The 20,343-nt window shown below is 64.1% G+C and carries 19 protein-coding genes, 1 tRNA gene and 1 pseudogene; 11 read left to right on the top strand and 10 right to left on the bottom strand.

The annotated features are described in order from the left end of the window. Nucleotide 1: 1 nt before the first annotated feature. Nucleotides 2–883 carry a MurR/RpiR family transcriptional regulator gene (locus EN869_RS25025; protein ID WP_127228994.1) on the top strand — a complete coding sequence of 294 codons (882 nt, stop codon included), beginning with the start codon at nt 2–4 and terminating at the stop codon, nt 881–883. A gap of 203 nt (nt 884–1,086) precedes the next feature. Here the strand turns inward: EN869_RS25025 and EN869_RS25020 are convergent, their stop codons facing one another. Together EN869_RS25020 and EN869_RS25015 are read right to left on the bottom strand one after the other, a co-directional pair. Further along, entirely contained in the window at nt 1,087–1,398 is a 312-nt protein-coding gene (locus EN869_RS25020) for a DUF167 family protein (RefSeq protein ID WP_127228995.1), read from the bottom strand. Further along, entirely contained in the window at nt 1,398–1,697 is a 300-nt protein-coding gene (locus EN869_RS25015) for a YggT family protein (RefSeq protein WP_127228996.1), read from the bottom strand. Before EN869_RS25015 ends, EN869_RS25020 begins: the two co-directional genes overlap by 1 nt. A gap of 165 nt (nt 1,698–1,862) precedes the next feature. Between EN869_RS25015 and EN869_RS25010 the strand changes: the two genes are divergently transcribed. The 5 genes from EN869_RS25010 (at nt 1,863) to EN869_RS24990 (ending at nt 4,680) form a co-directional block, all read left to right on the top strand. Next, nucleotides 1,863–1,938, top strand: a tRNA-Ala gene (locus tag EN869_RS25010). Nucleotides 1,939–2,115: 177 nt separating this feature from the next. Further along, complete coding sequence (locus EN869_RS25005) at nt 2,116–2,559, top strand: hypothetical protein (protein ID WP_127228997.1); 444 nt, start codon at nt 2,116–2,118, stop codon at nt 2,557–2,559. Between the two features lie 537 nt (nt 2,560–3,096). Beyond that, nucleotides 3,097–3,534 (top strand): curlin, encoded by a 438-nt coding sequence (locus EN869_RS25000; RefSeq protein ID WP_127228998.1) that lies wholly within the window; start codon nt 3,097–3,099, stop codon nt 3,532–3,534. Nucleotides 3,535–3,590: 56 nt separating this feature from the next. Beyond that, the gene (csgH, locus tag EN869_RS24995) at nt 3,591–3,992 is read left to right on the top strand and encodes a curli-like amyloid fiber formation chaperone CsgH (RefSeq protein ID WP_127228999.1); all 402 of its coding nucleotides are present in this window, start codon (nt 3,591–3,593) and stop codon (nt 3,990–3,992) included. A 271-nt stretch (nt 3,993–4,263) separates the two neighbouring features. Continuing rightward, nucleotides 4,264–4,680, top strand: coding sequence for a curlin (locus EN869_RS24990; protein ID WP_127229000.1), 417 nt, complete (start codon nt 4,264–4,266; stop codon nt 4,678–4,680). 259 nt (nt 4,681–4,939) lie between these two features. Here EN869_RS24990 and EN869_RS24980 read toward each other — a convergent pair whose 3' ends face one another. Together EN869_RS24980 and EN869_RS24975 are read right to left on the bottom strand one after the other, a co-directional pair. After that, a complete protein-coding gene (locus EN869_RS24980; RefSeq protein ID WP_127229002.1) occupies nt 4,940–5,272 on the bottom strand; it encodes a hypothetical protein in 333 nt (110 codons plus the stop codon). 208 nt (nt 5,273–5,480) lie between these two features. After that, complete coding sequence (locus tag EN869_RS24975) at nt 5,481–8,525, bottom strand: AsmA family protein (RefSeq protein WP_127229003.1); 3,045 nt, start codon at nt 8,523–8,525, stop codon at nt 5,481–5,483. 297 nt (nt 8,526–8,822) lie between these two features. Between EN869_RS24975 and EN869_RS34570 the strand changes: the two genes are divergently transcribed. Next, nucleotides 8,823–8,999, top strand: coding sequence for a hypothetical protein (locus EN869_RS34570; RefSeq protein WP_167498660.1), 177 nt, complete (start codon nt 8,823–8,825; stop codon nt 8,997–8,999). Nucleotides 9,000–9,170: 171 nt separating this feature from the next. Beyond that, a complete protein-coding gene (locus EN869_RS34565; protein WP_167498661.1) occupies nt 9,171–9,338 on the top strand; it encodes a hypothetical protein in 168 nt (55 codons plus the stop codon). A gap of 21 nt (nt 9,339–9,359) precedes the next feature. On the opposite strand, the gene rtcR is transcribed toward EN869_RS34565, so the two are convergent. Then, nucleotides 9,360–10,961, bottom strand: a complete 1,602-nt coding sequence (gene rtcR, locus EN869_RS24970) for an RNA repair transcriptional activator RtcR (protein WP_127229004.1) — start codon at nt 10,959–10,961, stop codon at nt 9,360–9,362. A 209-nt stretch (nt 10,962–11,170) separates the two neighbouring features. On the opposite strand from rtcR, the gene EN869_RS24965 reads away from it, so the two are divergent. After that, nucleotides 11,171–12,730, top strand: a complete 1,560-nt coding sequence (locus EN869_RS24965; protein WP_127229005.1) for a TROVE domain-containing protein — start codon at nt 11,171–11,173, stop codon at nt 12,728–12,730. 1,220 nt (nt 12,731–13,950) lie between these two features. After that, a pseudogene (locus tag EN869_RS24960) lies at nt 13,951–15,353 on the top strand (RtcB family protein). A gap of 81 nt (nt 15,354–15,434) precedes the next feature. Here the strand turns inward: EN869_RS24960 and EN869_RS24955 are convergent. From EN869_RS24955 to exbB, 5 genes are all read right to left on the bottom strand, one after another. Further along, a complete protein-coding gene (locus EN869_RS24955; RefSeq protein ID WP_127229006.1) occupies nt 15,435–15,926 on the bottom strand; it encodes a hypothetical protein in 492 nt (163 codons plus the stop codon). Between the two features lie 95 nt (nt 15,927–16,021). Next, nucleotides 16,022–17,416, bottom strand: a complete 1,395-nt coding sequence (locus EN869_RS24950; RefSeq protein WP_127229007.1) for a multicopper oxidase family protein — start codon at nt 17,414–17,416, stop codon at nt 16,022–16,024. Nucleotides 17,417–17,489: 73 nt separating this feature from the next. Further along, nucleotides 17,490–18,479, bottom strand: coding sequence for an energy transducer TonB (locus EN869_RS24945; RefSeq protein ID WP_127229008.1), 990 nt, complete (start codon nt 18,477–18,479; stop codon nt 17,490–17,492). Then, entirely contained in the window at nt 18,476–18,979 is a 504-nt protein-coding gene (gene exbD / locus EN869_RS24940) for a TonB system transport protein ExbD (protein WP_127229009.1), read from the bottom strand. Before exbD ends, EN869_RS24945 begins: the two co-directional genes overlap by 4 nt. 5 nt (nt 18,980–18,984) lie before the next feature. After that, entirely contained in the window at nt 18,985–19,938 is a 954-nt protein-coding gene (gene exbB / locus EN869_RS24935; protein WP_127229010.1) for a tonB-system energizer ExbB, read from the bottom strand. Between the two features lie 107 nt (nt 19,939–20,045). Here exbB and EN869_RS24930 point away from each other — a divergent pair, with 107 nt between their 5' ends. Then, nucleotides 20,046–20,267, top strand: a complete 222-nt coding sequence (locus EN869_RS24930; RefSeq protein ID WP_127229011.1) for a hypothetical protein — start codon at nt 20,046–20,048, stop codon at nt 20,265–20,267. The last annotated feature ends 76 nt before the right edge of the window (nt 20,268–20,343 follow it).

Here is a 20,343-nt window from a genome sequence, read left to right as displayed (position 1 = left end):
GATGAAGAGCCCGGCCGACATCATCACCCGCCTGCAATTGATGTCGCAGGACGGCACCAAGTCGGACCGCCGGCTGGCCGGGTTGGTGCTTTCCGACCTCGACTTCGCCTCCAAGGCGGCGATCTCCGAAATTGCCGCTCGTGTCGGCGTCAGCGAGCCGACGGTCACCCGCTTCTGCCGCAATCTCGGCTGCGAGGGCCTGCGCGATTTCAAATTCTATCTGGCGCAGGCGATCGCCATCGGCGGCCAGTATCTGTCGCCGGAGCCGCTCAGCCGCGACGCGCGCGAGCAGCGCATTGCTTCGGCCATCACCGAGGCGGCGATCGCCGCCATCCAGCGCGCCAGCGAAAACCTCGACATGACGACGCTGATGGCTGTCGCTGCCCGCATCGCCAGCTCGGGCAACATTTTGTGCATCGGCTCCGGTGGCATTTCCTCGATGATGGCGACAGAGATGCAGAACCGGCTGTTCCGGTTGGGGCTTTCGGCGCTGGCCCAGGTCGACGGCCAGCTGCAGCGCATGTATGCCGCCGTCGCCACGCCGGAAACGACGCTGGTTGCCTTCTCGGTTTCGGGCTATGCGCGCTCGGTGATCGAGGCGGTCGAGGTGGCGCAGCAATATGGCGCGGCCACCGTCGCCATCACCGCGCCGGACTCGGCGCTGGCCAAGGTCGCCGACACGGTCATCCTTCTGCAGTCGGTCGAGGACGGCAACATCTACAAGCCCACCTCGTCGCGCTACGCGGTTCTGGCCATCGTCGACATGATCGCCACCACGGTGGCGGAATCGCGCGGGCCGAAAGTCTTGGAGAACTTGCGCCGCATCAAGCAGAGCGTGAACACGCTGAAGGTGGACGATCCGAGGCTGCCGCTGGGGGATTGAGTGATTGCAGCGGCTTTGCGCCGTCGAAGTAGGCGATCCTTCGCGCCCCCCTCTGGCCTGCCGGCCATCTCCCCCACGAGGGGGGAGATCAGATGTCACGCCGGCTTTCGCCAGTCTCCAACGTTGCTGAATAAGCAGGACGCCGAAGCTGCCAATCTCCTCTCGTGGGGACGCCGTCCCGCCAGCATCTCGAAATTTTGGATTTACCCGATCAGCGCCTCGACGCTTTTCGCCAACTCAGCCGCATCTCCCACCACCCGTACCGTCTTCAGCCGCGAGGTGCCGCCGGCAACCACCGAAACGGCCGACACAGGCACACCAAGCACCTTGGCCATCATCCGTTCCAGCGCTTCATTGGCGGCGCCGTTCTCCGGCACGGCGCGCACGCGGGCTTTGAGGTGGCTGCGGCCGTCGGCGGCGGTCTCGACACCGTCGACCCAGTCGAGCGCCGCCTTCGGCGTCAAACGCACGAAGAGGTCGATGCCATTCTCGCGCAGCCGAAACGGCGTGCTCATCAGGCGCTGGTCACGACCCAGGACCAGACGGTGGTGACCAGAAGCTGGCGGATGAAGAAGATGATCAACAGCAGGATGATCGGCGAAATGTCGATGCCGCCGAGATCGGGCATGAAGCGGCGTATCGGGCGCAATGCCGGCTCGGTCAGCCGATAGAGCATGTTGCCGACGGTGCCGACGAACTGGTTGCGCGAATTGACGACATTGAAGGCGTAGAGCCAGGAAAAGATCGCCGAGGCGATGATGATCCACCAGTAGATATCAAGCGCCATGACGATGGTCTGAATAAGGGCAATCATGCCGGTCTCCAAATTGTCGCCGACATGTAGCCATTGCTTGGCGTGCGGGCAAGGCCCGCGGCTTGGCGAGCGGGCAAGGCCCGCAGGCTTCGGCACATAGCATCAGGCCATCGTTTCGCCTTGACATCAAACGGCCGCGACCGATACAAGCCGATCCGCTGGAACGGGGCTGTAGCTCAGCTGGGAGAGCGCATCGTTCGCAATGATGAGGTCAGGGGTTCGATCCCCCTCAGCTCCACCAGCCAGCACAAGCATTTGCCTCCCGGGCGGCTTCGTCCCCGCTCCGCATTTCGTGAATGTTGGATTTCAGGCCGCATGCCTGGAACCAATGGCGGGTCGAGACTGTTCAGCTAAGGTTTGATACGACGCTGACGCGCCCGGCCGGTTGGGCATGCGGCGATCCCCGAGGAGGTCCATCATGCAGATTTCATCCAGGTTCCGTTCCGTCGCGGTAGCCGCAATCGCCGCCGCAGGCGTGAGCTTTGCCAGCGCCGCGCATGCCGACAGCGGCTCGATCCGCTTCTCCGTCTACAAGGCGGCCTTCTTCATCGGCGGCTCCGGCGGCGAAGGCACGCTGACCTTCCATGGCAAACGCTATCCGATCTCGATCGGCGGCGTCTCGGGCGGGCTCGCTTTCGGCGCGTCCAAGACCTATTTCCAGGGCACGGTGCGCCACATCCGTCGCGCCAGCGATGTGACGGGCGTATATGGCGCGGCCGGCGGCGGCGGCGCGGTCGGCAAGGGCGCCCAGGTGATCGTCATGACCAATGACAAGGGCGCCCAGCTCGAGCTCACCGGCAGGCAGGTCGGCCTGCAGGTCAACGCCGATCTCAGCGGCATCAGCATCGCGCTGAAGCGGTAAGAGCCGCAGCTCCGCTCGTGCTTCCTAGGGGGGCCGGCAAGGGCGCTGCCTGGGCGCCGAATGTCGGCCATTGCGGGCCAAGAGACCGCAAGCAGGTCGCTTGGCAGACGAAGGGCGACTCCCGGCTTAGAGCGGTTCACCGTTTCGCGAAAACGGCGAACCGCTCCATCACTTTGTTTTGTCGACATTTCCAGGCGGAAAACCCGCCGCTCACACTTTTCCTGAAATTGCTGTAACCGAATATGCTGCGCATTTTCAGGGTGGTTTGAAATCAACTTTGTTTTGTCGCGCGGGTGGGTCAGTGCGCCACCAGCGCAGCCCCTCCAGCGCCAATTCTCAGTCAAACGCCTCATCGGCAGAGTGTTCCTTTATCGTCGCCTCGCCTCACCGAATGGCTGAGTGCTCCGGTCCTGGAACGTCTGAACGAAGCGGTCATGAACTTTCGCTGAATGGAGCCTTCAGCCTCCGTTCCGAGCGACTTCCCTACAAAGGGGCCGTTCAACCCGCGGTCCCCTGCCGCATCGAAGGAGAAGTCCTATGACCCGCACATCGATCATCGCCACGGCCTTTGCCGCCCTCGTCGGTTTCACCGCCGTCGCGCCCGCCATGGCCAACGACGTCAACATCGAACAATATGGCTGGCGCAATTCCGCAGGCGGCGCCCAGCACGGCTACCGTAATCGCGTCCATTTCCACCAGGATGGCCGCTTCAACACCGCGATCGGCCAGCAATACGGCCATCGCAACCTGTCGGTGATCGGGCAGCAGGGCGTAAACAATTACGGCGCGACCTACCAGTACGGCAACCGGAACGCCGCGGGCATTGCCCAGTTCGGCTCGAACCATACCGCGATCCTGACACAGGACGGCAACGGCAACATCGCCGCCGGCGTTCAGGTCGGCCACGGATGCAATGCCGATGTCAACCAGGGTGGCAGCGGCAATGTAGCCGCTTTCGTCCAGGATTGCCCCTGAACCATGGTGGCCGGCAATGGTTTGCCGGCCATCCTGAATGGCGAGGAGATCCATCCATGACCAAAATGGACAGACATACGGCAGCGGCATCGGCCGCGCTCCTGGCTGTGATCGCCGCCGGCGCGACCGGCGCGACGGCCGGCAAGGATGGCTCGACTTCCGGGCCGCTGCGATGCGAGATACGAGATACGATTGAAGCAGACGCCATCCGGCTGGAGCCCCTGGCCTATGCCGACAAGAGCGCCAGCGGCACCTACACGGTCAGCGTCTCCGGAGGTGGCGCGTCCGGCTTCGCCAACATCCGGCAGGGTGGCGCCTTCGAAGCCGGTCCGGGCAATCCCGCGTCGCTCGGCCGGATGAGCCTGGCGTCAGATGGTGCTGCCTACGACGTCAAGCTGAAAGTGACCGCAGGCGGCACGAGTGTCAGCTGCGTCAAACAGGTGCCCAGCGCGACCTGAACCTGGTTCTCCGGGTCGGTCAATCGAAAGAACGGCTCCGGGCAACCGGAGCCCTTCGCCATTTCCGGCAAGCCTTGAAGTAGTCCCTGAGAAGGAGCGGTGCCTTGCCGTCCGGATTTACACAAAGACAAATGTCTGGAGCCGCCGGCGATCTGTCGAAGGCTGAACCACTCAGGGTCTTGAATGGCTGCTGAACGACCCCTTCCGTCATTGTTCAGCTTGGTTACGCGACTGTCCCTCATCAACGGTCGAACCCGCCAGGAGACGTAACATGAACCGCCAGATCACGAAGCTCATCCACGCCACCGCGCTCGCTGCCGCCATCGGTCTGCCCGTTGCTTGCGCTCCGGCAAAAGCGGGCGGTTCAATCGGGTTTTACTACTCGCCTCGGACGGCCCGCGATGCGCGGGCGCTGGATCTCGGTCTGCGCGCCTATTCGCTCTATAGCGGGCTGCGCAGCGGCGCCCATATCAGACAGTTCGGGCGGAACAATCGCGCGGGCATAGGTCAGGACGGCGCCGGCAACCTCGGCATAATTCGACAGGAGGGCAGCGGGCACTCCGCCACCTTGCGGCAGGGCGGCGACGACAATTCCTACGGCATTTTCCAGTTCGGCAGAAACACCGACGCCAACGTCGCGCAGGACGGCGACGGCCAGAGCGGTGCGGCCGTGCTGTTCGGCTGGTAGGCGAGAAATCGCCGGGTCGCGGATACGTGGCGACTGTCCGGCCTCATATCCGCCGTCGATCGTCTTCGTCACATCCCGCCAGGCCTGCAACCGACCTCCGCAAAGCGCAGGGCGGCTCCGGGCTTGGAGCGTTTCACCGTTTCACGGAAACGACGAACCGCCCTATCTCTTTGTTTTGACGCAATTTCCGGCGGAAGGCTACGGCGAAGTCGCCGGGCCTAACCGCTTCACACTTTTCCTGGAATTGCTCTAGACGGGCTCAATCGTCCCAATCATCCCAATTGTCTTCGTCTTGCGTCGGGTAGTTGGGGACGACCCGGATGATCGGCCGCGGACGCTGATAGCGCCAGTAATACTCGTCCGGCTGCGGCTCATAGGTGCGGTAGGCGGGCCTGTAGTAATGTTGCCGCTTCCAGTACTTGTGCTTTTTGTGCGGCCGCACGCAGTAGCCGTCCTCGGTCAGATAAGCGCATGTGACATGCGCCTCCTGCACCAGGTTGTTTCGAGCCGGCACGCCAATCATCGGCGCCGCCTCGACCGCCGGCATCACCGCCAGCATGGTCCCGGCAATGGCAAGAACAGATAATTTCATCGACCTCTCCAACGTCTCCAGATCAAGGCCGGAAGAACGTCGTGATTGGGGGCGATTTGCGGCAGCCGAGATCACTTTGATTTTCGGCCGCACATATGAGCGTTAGATGATGTATTGCGCCGGCATGCCCGAAGCCCGCTTCAGCGTGCAACTCGCGCGAGCGACCGGTGTCACGCCATCCCCGCGAGCCGGGCGAAATCCCGCAATGCTAATTCGCCAGCTGATCGAGAAGCGTGTCTATTTCCCCTTTCTTTGGAGGCTCGGGCGAAGCAGGGTCGGCTTGCGGCGAGGCTTGCGGGTCGACTGCGGCGGGTTCCACCGCCGGCGCGGTGGCCTCGGCTTCGGTCTTACTGCTGGTGTCCGAACCTGGCGGCGGCGCTGCGTTTTCCGTATTGCCGTTGTCTGGCGCCGCGGCTGCTGCGGGAGCGGCGGGCGGCGCTTTGGGCCGGGGCGCGGCGTTGCGCAGAATGTTGCCGATCAGATCCGCCGCTCCCTTGCCGGAGCCGTCGCCGTCTGTTTGGCCCGGAATCAGCTTGTCGAGTTTCAGTTTTCCGGTCGGCAGCCCAAGGCGGCTCAACATGTCCAGCGCGCCCTGCGGGTCCTTTGCCAACGCGCTCAGGTCCGGATAGGCTCGGGGCGCGGACAGCGGGCCCTGGACCACGATCGGCACCCCGATGCCCTTCACGCCAACGTCGCCGCCCTGGCCGGCAAGGGAAGCGACGACGCGAGGGTTGAGCCGCATGTCGAGCGTCTGTTCGGCGAGGTCCATCTTGCCCGAGCCGTCCATTCGCACCAGCGGGCCCAGCAGGCTGATGTCCGTCGTCTGCGCGACGCCGTTCTCGATCGCGAACGAGGCGCCGAGTTCCGTGAACGTCGTCTTCTTGGCCTGATCCTGCTTGAAACCGCCGGCGAGCAGTCCGACGAGGTTGTTGTAGACCTCCGCTATGTCGATGCCGCGGAAGGCGCCGTCGCTGAATTTGGTTGCCGCTTTGCCGCCGAGAGAACGGGCAAGCGATTTCGTGGTCTTTCCAGCGCCTGAAACCGCGACCGTCGCATCGAGCGTTCCTTCGATGCGGTCAAAATCCGCTGCGTCATGAAGCAAGGGCGCCGCGGCCGCGCCGGCGATTGCAGTGTTAAGGTCCAGGGAAGCTGCGTCGCCGGAGCCGTCGGCGGTCATTTCCGCGGCAATCGTGCCGCCGTAGAAGGGGCTTTGCGGCACATTCAGGTGGGTTTTGCCGTCAGCCACCGTCAGGACGGTCGCGACCGGCCCCGCGAAAACCTTGCCATAGCCGAGCTTGTCCGCCGCGACCTCGATCCTGGCATCGATTCCTTTGAGGAAGGAAAGATCGACCGGGGCGTCGGCTGCGCCGCCCGCTTTCTGCTTGCCGCCAGCCGGGACTCCGCCGCCGGCAAGCGCCGCAAGGTCGAGTTTGGCGAAATTGAGTGATGTCCGGATGGTGAGAGGCTGCCCCAGTTTCACCGAGCCTTGCCCCGCCGCCTTGACGCCGTTCAAAGCGACGGTGGCCTTCTGGAAGGAGAATTGCCTTGGGCCGGCATCGACATCGCCTTTGAAGGCAAAGTCCTGCAGGCCGCGCGAAGCGCCTTGTCCCAGCCATTGCGTCAGCTTGTCGAGTGAGGGCGATGTGGCCGAGACCTGGCCCTTGAACGTGCCGGCGCCCCCGGCAACGCCGTTTATGCTGCCTTCGAGGTATTTGGAGGAAACCGAAAGGCTGATCGGCCCGGACGCATCGGCGACCGAGGCGCGGCCAAGAAAAGATGCGGGCGCGATCTGGGACTTGAACGCAACGGCCTGTCCCCGCCAGGCGAGCTTGCCTGTCAAATCGATCGGTTTGCCGATACCACGAACCTTCGCGTCAAGATTGAGCCCGGTGATGTCGTTGGCTGTTCGGTCCTGGGCATCGGCAAATGCTGCAAGCGGAAGCTTGCCCTCGCGAATCCCGACCGTTCCCTGCAGATTGACGCTGTTGTGGATGCGTTCCGCGGTGAACCCGCGAAAAGCGAATCCCATATTGGCCGTGAGCTTGCCGGACAGCGGCACGGATTGTCCGGCCAGCTTCGCTATCGAGCCGATGTCCAGTCCTGAACTCGCAATATTACCCCGTATGGTGAGAGGTGTTTCACCGACATTCGTCGACGCATTCGCGGTGAGGCTTCCCGCGTCGAGCCCGAAATGCTCCAGCTTTGCCTCGAGATGGCCGTCCCTCAATATTGCTGCAAGCTGGACGTCGGAAGCCCGTATCTTACCGCCGATCAGTTCATCGATTGTCACGCTGATGTCAGCGTCGAAAGCGGCCAGCATGGCAAGCCTGGGCTCTGCGGAACCGGCCGGAGCTTTGCCCGCACTGAAATTATCCTCTCCAAGATCGCTCAAGGCGTCGATGTCGACGCGCTTGGCCGCCAGGTCGGCGAAGAAGTGATGCCGCGTCCCAGGCTGAAAGAGCGCGTCCATCTGGAGGCTCTGGTCGCCAATATCGAACTTTCCGCCCTTGATCTGATAGCTGCCATTGCCGTTGAGCTGAATCTCGCCGCTGGCATGCAAGGAAGAAAATTTGGAAACCGGCGCCGGGTCTAGCCGCGCCTCGACGGTGATTTGGGCCGGGAGCTGCCGCAGGATCGGCCGCAGCGCGGAAAGGCTACCGCTCATTTCAACGCGGCGGCCGTTGCTGGTGCCGGCCAATGAAAACGAAGCCTCCCGGTCGAGGTCCGGGACCCTGAAATCGGCGTCGATCGCCGTCACCGTGGCGGACTTGCCGGTCGAAGCGCCGGAGGTAAGGGTGCCATTCGTTATAGTCAGTTGGTTGATCGCCAGCCGTTCGAGCGTGTTGACAATCGCCGCGAACGGATCGGCCTGAACCTGCGTCGGTTCCGGAGCCGGCCCCGCGTTCGCCGAAGCCTGGATCGCGATTGTCGGTTCCGTCAGCGCGACGGACTGTATCTCGAGCTTTTTCGACCATAGCGACGACAGGGTTATCGAAGTCGAGAAGCGCGGAGCGGATATGGCGATTTCGCCCGTGCCGGTCGAGAGCGAGATATCATCCGCGACCACCGCCAGCCTGGGCAGCAGCGACAGTCTGACAGGTCCGTCCAGCCGAATGGTCATTCCGGTTGCGGACGACAGTTGCCGGCTCAATTCGGCACGAACCCAGTCAGTCGAAACTAGTGCGGGCAAAAGCAAGAGCAGCCCGACGACAAGAACCACAGCTACGGTGAGTGCAGCGACGATTTTTCTCACATCGACCCGCCAAAATGATCGGAAGAATCAGTATTGTTGAGCATACATGCTTCCGGCGCCCGACTGAATCCTGCCGAACCACGGGCTTCGCGCCGGACGAATTTCGGACTGCTCCACCGGTTCGCTGACGCTTCGCCGTGAGTCCTCGCGGCCAGGCCATTTGCATGCAAATGTTTCGAAGCGCACGTGTTTGGAAACGATCAGCCGTTCTCCGAGCCATTCCCGCGAAACAGACCGGACGCATTCATCCCACTTCCGACGGCCCTACGCGGTCTCAACGGAACAGGAAATGCGACGATGTCGATGCTCGGAAATCTCGGCCGCTCCATCATGCGCCAACATAGAAACGCCAAGACCAGAAACCTGATGAACAGCCTGTCGCCTGAGCTTCAGAAGGATGTCGGTTGGGAGGTCACGCCGAACGACCGCGAAAAGTCGCGGCTCGCGCAGATCGCTTTTGCCGGCAAACGTTGAGTTGCTCCAGCCCCTCGCCCGATTCGACGGGGGGCTCCAACTCTTTGTTTTTTAAGAAATTCAGGACGGAGGGCTACGGCGAAGGCCCCGAGCCTGGAATTAATCAAGACCGGCGGTCCCGCCACGCCCTCGGACAGCGACATATCAGCCAATCCAATGGAGGAAGTGCCAATGTCAGTGCTCGGGATCCTGCTTCATTTCAGCCGCACGGTCATTGAGGCTCACAACAATGCCAAGGTCAGAAACCTGATGGATGCGCCGCACGCACGGACCGAAGCCGGCAAAGAAAGGCCAGCGACGGACGGCGAGGGGCTGTCCGCGCAGCGGCGCGACCGATGATCGAAGTAGCAGCCAGGCGCTTCACTGCCGGGCAAGGTCTTCGAAGCTCAGGTCGAATCGCATCAGATATTTGCGCAGCCGGTCGGCATCGTTGCCGCTGGTCTTTTTCAGGCGCGAGACGGCGAAGAGCTTGCGTCCGGCGGCGCTGAGCGAATTGCTGTCGCGACAGGCCTCGACCACCGTGGCGAGCTGAGCGCGGTCGAACGGATCGATTTCGGCAAGGCGATCGGATCCCAGCACGTCGCGCAGCAGCGCGTCCGGATCGTTGTCGCCGCTGCCGCCGTCACGCCAGAGCTGGCCGAGCCGTGCGATCTCGTCGCGCACCGCTTCCTCGTTGATGCGGCCGAGCGGGGCAAGCGTGGCCATGCGCGTCACCGAGGCGGACAGGTCGCGAAAATTTGCCCGCCACTGCGCTTCCGGCGTCATGGCGAATTTCAGATAGAGCTCGCGCGCTTCCTTGTTGAAGGTGACGTTCTGTCCCTCACGCTCGCCGAAGCGGCGCAGCTCGAATTCGAGGTTGGGCTCGATGTCCTCCTTGCGGTCGCGCAGCGCCGGCAGCTGGAACGTCCAGAGGTTGAGCCGCGCGAACAGGTCCTCGCGGAACTTTCCCGCCTTCACGTCGATCGAGAGATCGCGATTGGTGCCGGCAAGCAGCTGGAAATCGGAGGTCACGTCCTGGTCGGCGCCGACCGGGAGGAAGCGCTTTTCCTCGATCGCCCTTAGGCACATGGCCTGTTCGTCGGGGCCGAGCTCGCCGATCTCGTCGAGAAAGAGCACGCCCTTGTTGGCCGACTTCATCAGGCCGGCGCGTTCGTTCTGCGCGCCGGTGAAGGCGCCCTTCACATGGCCGAACAGTGTCGACATCGCCTGGTCGCCACGCAGCGTCGCGCAATTGACCTCGATGAAGCCGCCCGACACCTGGCGCTGCGCCTTCTTCAGCTCGTAAATGCGCCGCGCCAGCTGCGATTTGCCGGCGCCAGTCGGACCGGTCAGCAGCACCGGGGCGCGCGAGCGGATCGCCACCTTCTCGATCTGGTCGATCATGCGGTTGAAGGCCACATTGCGGGTGGCAATGCCGGATTTCAGGAACGAGGTCGCCTCGTCGCGTTCGGCGGCGAAGCGGGTGGCGATCGCGTCATAGCGCGACAAGTCGAGGTCGATGATCGAATGGCTGCCGGTGGGATAGTCGCCTCCCTCCTTGCGCGGGGAAAGCTGCAGCAGCCGCGCCGGGATGAAACGCGCTTCGGTGAGCAGGAACCAGCAGATCTGCGCCACATGCGTGCCGGTGGTGATGTTGACCAGATAATCTTCCTTCTCGGGGTCGAAGGCATAGGCGCGGGCAAAGTCGCGCAGGCCGGTATAGACCTCGGAAAAGTCCCAGGGATCCTTCATCGGGATGACATGCCGCCTGACCTCCGTCGCCGGCGAGACTTCCTCGATGTCGGCGATGACCTGTCTGGCCAAACGCTCCGAATTGTCACCATGGATCAGCTCCAGCCGGTCGATGAACAGGCCGGGCTGCTGGCAGAGCGCGACCGTCGGTCGCCATCTTTTCCAGCGGTCCTCGCGCCCGCTGGCGTCGAGCGTCGTGCCCAGTATCCCAATCGCTACGCGTCGTCTCATTCTTATCTCATCGTATAAGGGTCGATATGCATGTATCACATATTGGTGTAGCCGGAAATAGAGCTTGCGGGTGGCAGCTCGAATGCCTGGATTTTTTAATTATTTGAAAACAATAGTTTAATGGAAATAAACCGGTTCGCCAGCGCCACCGCGCTCAAACTGGCACGCGGCTTGTAATGATCCTGGCGTTGACAAGAAGGATCACGACAATGGCAAACAAATCCGTGTTTGCGACGTTTGCAGGAAAGCTGCTCCCGCCGGCTGATGCCAGGAACCATGAGGGCGCCCAGGCCTACCGCCTGTCGCCCGAGCAGGCCCTGGCTCAGCTGGCGGCGACGGGAACGTTCAACGCCACGTTCTACGCCGAGCCGCGCGAGCAGCTCGACGAGGTGCTGAAGCTCGCCTGGCAGGTCGAGCCGGCCTTTCTGGCGAAGACCGCCGTCCATGCTTTCGAGCAGGGCTACATGAAGGACATGCCGGCGCTGTTGCTGGCCGCGCTGTCCTTGATGCAGGGCGACGCGTTCAACCGCGCCTTCGTCCGTATCGTGCGTAACGGCAAGATGCTGCGCAACTTCGTGCAGGTGATGCGCTCCGGCGCCACCGGGCGCAAGTCGCTCGGCTCGCGGCCGAAGCGCCTGGTCCAGGCGTGGCTCGAGCATGCGTCGGACTTCGAGATCATGCGTGCCGCGGTCGGCAACGACCCGTCGCTGGCCGATGTCGTGAAGATGGTTCACCCGAAGCCGGCTTCGGCCTCGCGTGAAGCGCTCTACGGCTATCTCATCGGCAAGCCGCATGACGTCGCCGCGCTGCCGGACGTGGTGAAGGCCTTCGAGGCCTTCAAGCGCGATCCGTCGCTGCCGGTGCCGGCGGTGCCGTTCCAGATGCTGACCTCGATGCCGCTGTCGCGCGAGCATTGGGTGCAGATCGCCGAGACGGCCAGCTGGCAGATGCTGCGGCAGAACCTCAACAGCTTCGCGCGCAATGGCGTGTTCGAGGTGGAGGGTTTTGCCGAGAAGCTCGCGGCGCGCCTCAGCGATCCGGACGAGGTCCAGCGCGCCAGGGTGTTCCCGTACCAGCTGATGGTGGCCTTCACCATAGCCGAGGCGGGTGTGCCCGGGGTGGTCAAGGATGCGCTGCAGGACGCGATGGAAGTCGCGCTCGGCAACGTGCCGCAGGTCGAAGGCAATGTGGTCGTCTGCCCCGACGTATCGGGGTCGATGGCCTCGCCGGCGACCGGCTACCGCAAGGGCGCGACCTCGGCCGCGCGCTGCATCGACGTGGCTGCCCTTGTGGCCGCCGCGCTGCTGCGCCGCAACCCGACGGCGAGGGTGTTGCCGTTCGAGAACGATGTGGTGGATGTCCACCTCAACGCTCGCGACACGGTGATGACCAACGCGGCGAAACTCGCGGCCATCGGCGGCGGCGGAACCAACTGCTCGGCGCCGCTGGCGCGGCTGGTGCGTGAGAAGGCGAAGGTCGACCTGGTGGTGTTCGTTTCGGACAACCAGTCCTGGGTGGACGCGACGCAGAACGCGCATCAGGGCACGGCGACGATGCAGGAGTGGCAGAAGCTTAAGGGGTTGAACCCGAAAGCCAAGCTGGTCTGCATCGACATCCAGCCCTACGCCACGACGCAAGCGAAGGGGCAGGCCGACATCCTGAATGTCGGCGGCTTCTCCGACCGGGTCTTCGACGTGGTCGGCGCGATGCTCGCCTCCGGCGGCGACCCTGACCATTGGGTCCGCGCGATCGAGGCGGTGGAGCTTTGAGAAATGGTGTCGGCGGCGCGTCCGCCGGCACCGCAAGAACAGGGCATGACGAATGCCGATGGAACTACAGGCTGTCACCCTCCAGGTCGCGGGTTCGAATCCCGTCGGGTCCGCCATCCTGCTTCGCTTTTCGAGCTTCGCAGGACAAGTCCAAGCCTTCGCACGAAGCAGGATGCCCTCCGAAGCTTCAGCGAAGGAGGGCAGCTATGGACCCGTAGCTCAGCGGTTAGAGCAGGACCTGCCGCAAGGCAGGGAGATGTTTCATCACCCTTGTCGTCATGCCCGACGACTTTTGCACGGCTCCATCGAGCCTCGAAAAGAAAGGAAACTGAACAAAAGGCATGACGGATGCCGGTGGAACTACAGCTTCAGGTGCTCCTCACGCGGGTTCGATTCCCGCCGCGCTCGATCGAGCGCGTGGCCGAATGGTTAAGCGGGAAACGTTTCACCAACACCTTGCCGTCATGACCTTCGAACAAAGCCGCGGCGAATGCCCGATGGAACTACAGTAGCAACCAAGCGGGATGCTCCGTGAGGTTCGACTCCTCACCTTGCTGGCGCTCTCTGGCACGAGCGGGACTCCCGGGTTTCATCCTATTTTGTCGCCGCGGCACGACGAACGAATGGCGAATGCAGGCAGGACTACAGGTAGCGCGTCCGCCGCAAGGCGGGAGGTCGGGTGTTCAAATCACCCCCTCGCTCTCTCGAGCGGGGTGGCGCAGTCAAGCGTCGTCTTGCCGATCCTTGTCGCCAGCCGATCGGATAGGGCGAATGCCTGCGGGAATACATCTGGTAGCCAGGTGGTTCAAATCCACCGTCGATCCCCGGATCGATCGGTTTCTCGCATCGACTTGTCGCCCGCCCTTGGAATGCAGTTGAGAGTTGAATGACGAATGGCGAATGCAGGCAGGACTACAGGGATAGAGCGTCCGCGACGGATGTCGTGGAAGGTCGGGTGTTCAAGCCACCCCTTCCATCCTTCGGGTGGAAAGTAGCTCAGTAAATTGTCTTGTCGCCCCTTGTCGCCAGACCATCGAGGACGAATGCTACGGGACTACAGGTAGACGCAGCCTGCTCAGAAAGTGAAACGCCGAGAGCGGGCGCCGAAAGGCGTGAGGGTTCGTGTCCCTCCTTCGCAGGACACTGCGACGTGGCGGAAAAGCGTCTCGTGACCCTTGTCGTCCGTTGATTTCAATGACGACCGACCGAAAGTGAAAGACATGACCGAGATCGTAAGCGGACAGGATTTGATCGACGCCGGAATGCGGCAGGGCAAGTGGTTTGCCCGGGCGCTCGTGGCGGCCAATGACGTGCTGGAGAAGGGCGGGTCGCATGCGGATGCGATCGAGGCCGCGCGCGCCTTCGCGCCGCCGCCGGCGATGCCGCTGCACGCGAGGGGCGCGCTGCCGCTGCATCTCAACATCCTGGCCGAAAACCAGCATGAGGCCGACAATGTCGAAGCGGTCACGCGCAGCATGACCGAACTGATGCGCACGCCCGTGGTTCGCGCCGGCGCCGTCATGCCGGATGCCTGCCCGGCGGGCTCGCCCGGCACCATCCCGGTCGGCGGCGTTGCCGTGTCCGAGGCCATCCATCCCGGCATGCATTCGGCCGACATCTGCTGCTCGATGGCGATCTCGGTGTTTCCCGGCGTGGCGCCTGCCGTGCTGCTCGACGCCGTGCACGCCGTGACCCATTTCGGGCCAGGCGGGCGCCAGCGCGGCCAGCAGTTCCGGCCGGCGGACGCGTTGTTCCAGCGCTTCGAGGCGAATGACATGCTGCGCGACCTGAAGAGCGCGGCGATCGAGCATTTCGGCACGCAGGGCGACGGAAACCATTTCGCTTATGTCGGCACGCTGAAGTCGAGCGGCGAGACGGCGCTGGTGACCCATCACGGTTCGCGCGCGCCGGGTGCCCGTCTCTATGCCAAGGGGATGAGGATCGCCGAAGGCGTGCGCAAGACGCTGTCGCCGGAGACCTTGCCGCAGAACGCCTGGATCCCGGCCGACACGCGGGAAGGCGATGAGTATTGGGAAGCCCTGCAGGTGATCCGCGAATGGACCAAGGGCAACCATATGCTCATCCATGATCTCGCGGCCGAAAAGCTGTCGGCGAAGGTCTCGGACCGGTTCTGGAATGAGCACAACTTCGTCTTCCGCCGCTCGGACGGGCTGTTCTACCACGGCAAAGGCGCCACACCGGCCTTCGACGGCTGGGCCGGCGACGCGACCGATCTGACGCTGATCCCGCTCAACATGGCGGAGCCGGTGCTGATCGTGCGCGGCAAGAAAACGGGCTTGGCTTCTCGCCGCATGGCGCCGGGCGCAATTTCTCGCGCACCCAGCACCGGCGCATGCAGGCCGGGCGCAGCGATGCCGAGATCTTCGCCGAGGAAACCCGGGGTATCGACGCCCGGTTCTTCAGCGGGGTGACCGACATTTCGGAGTTGCCCAGCGCCTACAAGAACGCGGCTTCGATGCGCCGCCAGATCGAGCATTTCGGCCTGGCGGAAATCGTCGACGAGGTGCTGCCTTACGGCTGCATCATGGCAGGAGACTGGGAGGCCAACGCGCCGTGGCGCAAGAAGAGGGAGCGGCGCGAGGCCGAGGCCCGCCGCCAGTAGTCGCCAAAGGATGCGGGCAGGAATGCCCGCATCCGGGTGGTGGCGAATACATTTGCTCGCCGTAGCTTCCCCTCGTTCCACTCACCTTACCGCCGTCGCTTTGTGATTGCGTTGGCGCGCATAGGCCACGCAGGCGTCGACCGTGCTGACACAGAGCGCATCGACGCTGTTCGGCAGATTGTTGTCGCCGGCGTAGGCCACTTCGGCGACATGGCCGCCGACCATGCGAATCTGCGTATTGCAGTAACCGCCGGGGGCGACATTGACGGACCCGCCGACAGCGGGGATCGCGCCCACGGCCATGGTTGGCACCGCAATGCTGAGATTGCCGCGCTGCACGGTGCGCTGATAGGTCCAGATCTGGCCGGACGCTCCCATATCGGCTGTCGCGGTCGGAAAGCCTGCGCACATGCGGACATCGGCCTCGCTGAGACCGACCATCTCCTTGCGGGCAGCGGCCGTGGTGGGGTCTACCTTGGCGATGCTCGACGTATCGTCGGGAATGACGCAGGAGGACAGGATGGGAATACCCGCCGCAACAAGGGCAAGTTTTCGAATGCGCAAAAATGTCATGCCGTCGGTCGGAGTTGCGTGTCGCCCGCATGCCCAGTTGCCTACCTAGGCAATCAGGCGGCGCGGTCAACCCACCTCACAAAAACGAGACGCCGTCACGCCACCCGAAGATAGCTCGTCATGCCCGTCTTCTGGTGCTCGATGATGTGGCAGTGCAGCAGCCAGTCGCCGGGATTGTCGGAGACGAAGCCCAACTGCACCTTCTCATTGGGCTGGATCAGATAGGTGTCGGAGACGAGCGGCTGGACCGCCCGCGTCGAAGACGACAGCACCTTGAAACTCATCCCGTGCAGGTGGATCGGGTGCGCGTGCGGGGTGAGGTTTTCCATGTCGATGATGTAGCTCTGGCCGAGCTTCAGTTCCGCCAGCGGTGCGGTCGGGTCCGGCGTGTCGCCCGGCCACGGCACCTTGTTGATCGCCCAGAAACTGTAGCCGAGCGAGCCGCAAATGCCGTCGGCGGGCACGTTTTCGGCCGTGGCGCTCAGCGCCAGCGGAATGCGCTTGGCGCCGGCGACGTCTACCTCCGCCACCGGATTGGCTTCGAGCGGGCCGAGATCGCGAAGGTCGCGCTTGAGCGATTTGCCGACCGAGCGCAGGGTCGCCAGGATCTTCGGCTTGGTGCCGCGCACGTCGCGCAGGCTGACGATCGCGCCTTCCTCGTCCGGCATGCGGATGGCAAGCTCCAGCCGCTGGCCAGGACCAAGCTGCAGTGCATCCGGGGCAAAGCGTTGCGGCACAAGGTTGCCGTCGAGCGCGATCACGGTCGCCTCGGCGCCGTCGACGCGAAAGGCATAGATGCGGGTGAGGTCGGTGATGGCGACGCGCAGCCGCACGAGACCGCCGGCCGGGGCGTCGAATTGCGGCTGGTCGAGCCAGTTGGCGGTGCGCACCGTGCCGAACGTGCCGGCCTTGGCCGCGTCGCGCGGCCTGAATGGCTCGATGAATTGGCCGTCGTCACCGAGCCGCCAGTCGCGCAGGTTGACGACCATCTCGGCGTCGAAGACCGGGTCCTTCGGGTTCTCGACCACGATCACGCCGGTCAGCCCGTGTCCCATCTGGATCAGTGTGTTGCAATGAGGATGGTACCAGAAGGTGCCGGCGTCGGGCGGCGTGAACGCATAGTCGAAATGGTCGCCCTGATAGACATAGGGCTGCACAAGGAACGGCACGCCGTCCATCTTGTTGGGAACCCGGATGCCGTGCCAGTGGATGGTCGTCGGATCGTCGATACCGTTGATCAAGCGCGCGGCAAACGCCTCACCTTTGCGCATCCTGACGACCGGCGGCATGCCCGCTTCGCCGTAGGTGAGCACGTTGTTCGTCGGTGCGCCGTCCGTCAGCCGCGCCTCAATTCTTGCGGTCTTGAGGACCAGCGGCTCGGGCTTTGCTGCTGCCCAGCCGGCAAATTTGCCGGCTGCCGAGAGGCCGACGCCGGCCGCGCCGGCGACAGCGGCGGTTTTGAGGAGGTTGCGGCGAGTCAGCATCATCATCTTGATTTCGGCGGGGAGCATGCCGCGGCAAAGTTGAACAATTCAGGCGCGTACCACCATCCGTCGCGCCGGCCTAGTCCCGCAGGCTGAACACAAATGGTGCCGTGCGGGTGACGCGAGCGCCAAGTTCCGCCGGCGGCGCCGGCACCGAGGCGCCCTGCAAGGCGGCGAGGGCTGCGCGGTCGAGATCGCCGTCGCCCGAGGATCGCGCCAACCTGGCCGAGACCACCTTGCCGGACGTATCGACCGTGAAGGTCACGATCGGCGTGCCTTGCACCCGCCTGAAGCGCGCCGCGCCCGGATAGCGCGTGTGCCGCGTGATCCAGGCCGCCAGGCTGGAATTCCAGCGCGACGGACTGACGCTCGATCGCTGCGCCGCATTCGAGGACTGCGGCGCGGCGACCTTTGCCGCCACCTTGGTGTCGATGCTGGCGGTGGTCATCGTCCTGGATGGCGACGCCTTTTCCTTCCCGACCCGTTCCTTCGGCTTATCGACCGGTTTCTTCTCGGTCTTTTTCCTAGCCTCGACCGGCTTCTGCGCCTTCACCTCCGCGTCCACAGCTTTCGGTTTGGGCAGCGGGATGACGACGTCCGGAGCGACCGCCTCGACGGGATCCGGCACAACCTCGTCCAACGGCGGCTGCTCGCTCAGCGCGGCCATCGCCTGCTCAGCTGGGTCGGCCTCTTGCGCCTTGTCGGCATCGATCGGCGGTTCGGTAGCCGGCTCTGTCCGCTCGATCATCGGTTCCGGCAGCGGGTCGGCCACCGGTCTCACGACGGCCGGCTTTTCCGTCTCCTCGGCTGCATCGGGCGGTCCGGATGTCACCCTGTCCAGCATCGCCGCCTCTTCCGGCACCGCGGGCGCGACGACTAGCGGCGCCATCTCGACCGCCAGCGCCGGCGGCGGGCCGCCATCCGGTATCTCCGCAAAGCTCAGATCCTGCACCGCGTAGGCGACCGCCACATGCGCGGCCAGAATGATCGCGGCCGCACTCGTCCACAGACCGACCTCGCGTACGCCGAAGCGCGGCTGCGAAATCCCGGAAAGGGCGGCGACGGTCATGGCGCTGAGCTTCCATCCGCTGCTTGGGAGGGGTTCGCGCCGGCCGCAGGCGTTTGCGGCGCAGCCTGCCCGCCGGCGCCGCCCGTGGTTTCGAGCCCGACCAGCGCGACCTTGAGATAGCCGGCGGCGCGCAGCAGGTTCATCACCTCCATCAGGTCGCCGTAGCCGACGGTTTTGTCGGCGCGCAGGAAGATGCGCGTCTGCCTGTCGCCCTTGGTGCGGCTGTCGAGCACCCCGGCAAAGGCCGGCCGCGGCACGCTGTCATTGCCGATCGCCAGCGTCAGATCGCTTTTCAGCGTCAGGAACAAAGGTGTCTCGGGCCGCGGCATCGGCGTCGCCGTCGAACCCGGCAGGTCGACATTGACGTCGGCAGTGGCAAGCGGGGCCGCGACCATGAAGATGATCAACAGCACCAGGATCACGTCGATAAACGGCGTAACGTTGATGTCGTGGCTTTCCTCGAGATCGTCGTCGGACGTCTCGCGTATCCGCGCCGCCATCGCCGTTACTCCGCCGCGATCGCCGTCGCCGGCGGCGCCGTGCGGAAATCGAGATCGCGGCTGACCAGCCGCTCGACGCCCGCGGAAGCATCGGCAAGGATCTGCCTGTAGCCGGCTATCGAGCGCGCGAAGACGTTGTAGATAACGACCGCCGGAATGGCCGCGACCAGGCCCATGGCGGTGGCAAGCAACGCCTCGGCGATGCCGGGCGCCACGACGGCCAGATTGGTGGTCTGCGCCTGCGAGATGCCGATGAAGGCCTTCATGATGCCCCAGACGGTGCCGAACAGGCCGACGAAGGGCGCCGTCGAGCCGATCGTGGCGAGCAGGCCGGTGCCGCGCGACATGCGCCGGGCCGCCGCCGCCTCGATGCGCGACAGCCTGGAGGCGACGCGCTCCTTGAGGCCGTCGCCGGACGCATGGTCGAGCGCGCCGGCCGAAAGCGCCCGTTCTTCTTCCGCCGCCCGCACCAGAAGCGCACCGGGACCGCCGCCATGGCCAAGTTCCCGACCGGCCTGCATCAGCGTCGCGGCATTACCGATCGCGTCGGCGATGCGACGGGCCCTCAGCTTGCCGCCGAAGACCTCCAGCGACTTGGCGAGCCATATCGTCCAGGTGACGAGGGAAGCGAAGGCGAGCCCTACCATGACCGCCTTCACGACGATGTCGGCATTCATGAACATGCCCCAGGGCGACAGGTCATGCGGCAGCGTCAGCGAGATGGAAGGCTCTGCACTAACGGCTGCGTTCGGAGCCGGCTGGGCGTCTCCGGGCGCGGCCGGCGTCTCTGCCGCGGGTGTTTGTGCCGGGGGTGTTTGCGGGGTCGGTGCGGCCGGCGCCTGCTCAACCGGCGCAGGTGCCGATTGTTCCTGCGCCGCAGCGATGCCTGCCGAAAGAGCGATGCCTGCCGAAAGAATGAGTGACGCGGCCAGCGCCGCCAAGAGACGGTTTCGGGACAAGGCTCGTCCTCGCTTCATCGTTGCAATGTGGCGTCCGCCGTCCATACAGACGCCAGGCGGCCATCCCGGTTGATTATGAAACATGACATTGCGAGTCAACTATAAAGATGACCGTGCTGCTCAACAATTTATGGCGACCGATTGTCCCGTCTGCGCAAGCTGCGGGTCTGGACCGCAAGGCAGTTCCCGGGCACGATGCGCATGAGCAAGGATTCTTCGCGCAATTGCGGACGGAGGTTACGGAAACGTGCCGAAGCGAAACCGCTGCGCTTTTCCTGGAATTGCTCCAAGGCAGGCGGCCCATGATCAAGGCGTTTTCGGAACGGTGAGCGGATTTTTGCCGGACCGTCGCTCGAAATGTCCCAGGGCGGCGCCCGGCCGGCTCACTTCATTGCCCGCCAAAAA

This window comes from Mesorhizobium sp. M2D.F.Ca.ET.226.01.1.1, assembly GCF_004022705.2.
GTDB lineage: Bacteria > Pseudomonadota > Alphaproteobacteria > Rhizobiales > Rhizobiaceae > Mesorhizobium.
This window is presented reverse-complemented; position numbering and strand designations above follow the sequence as displayed.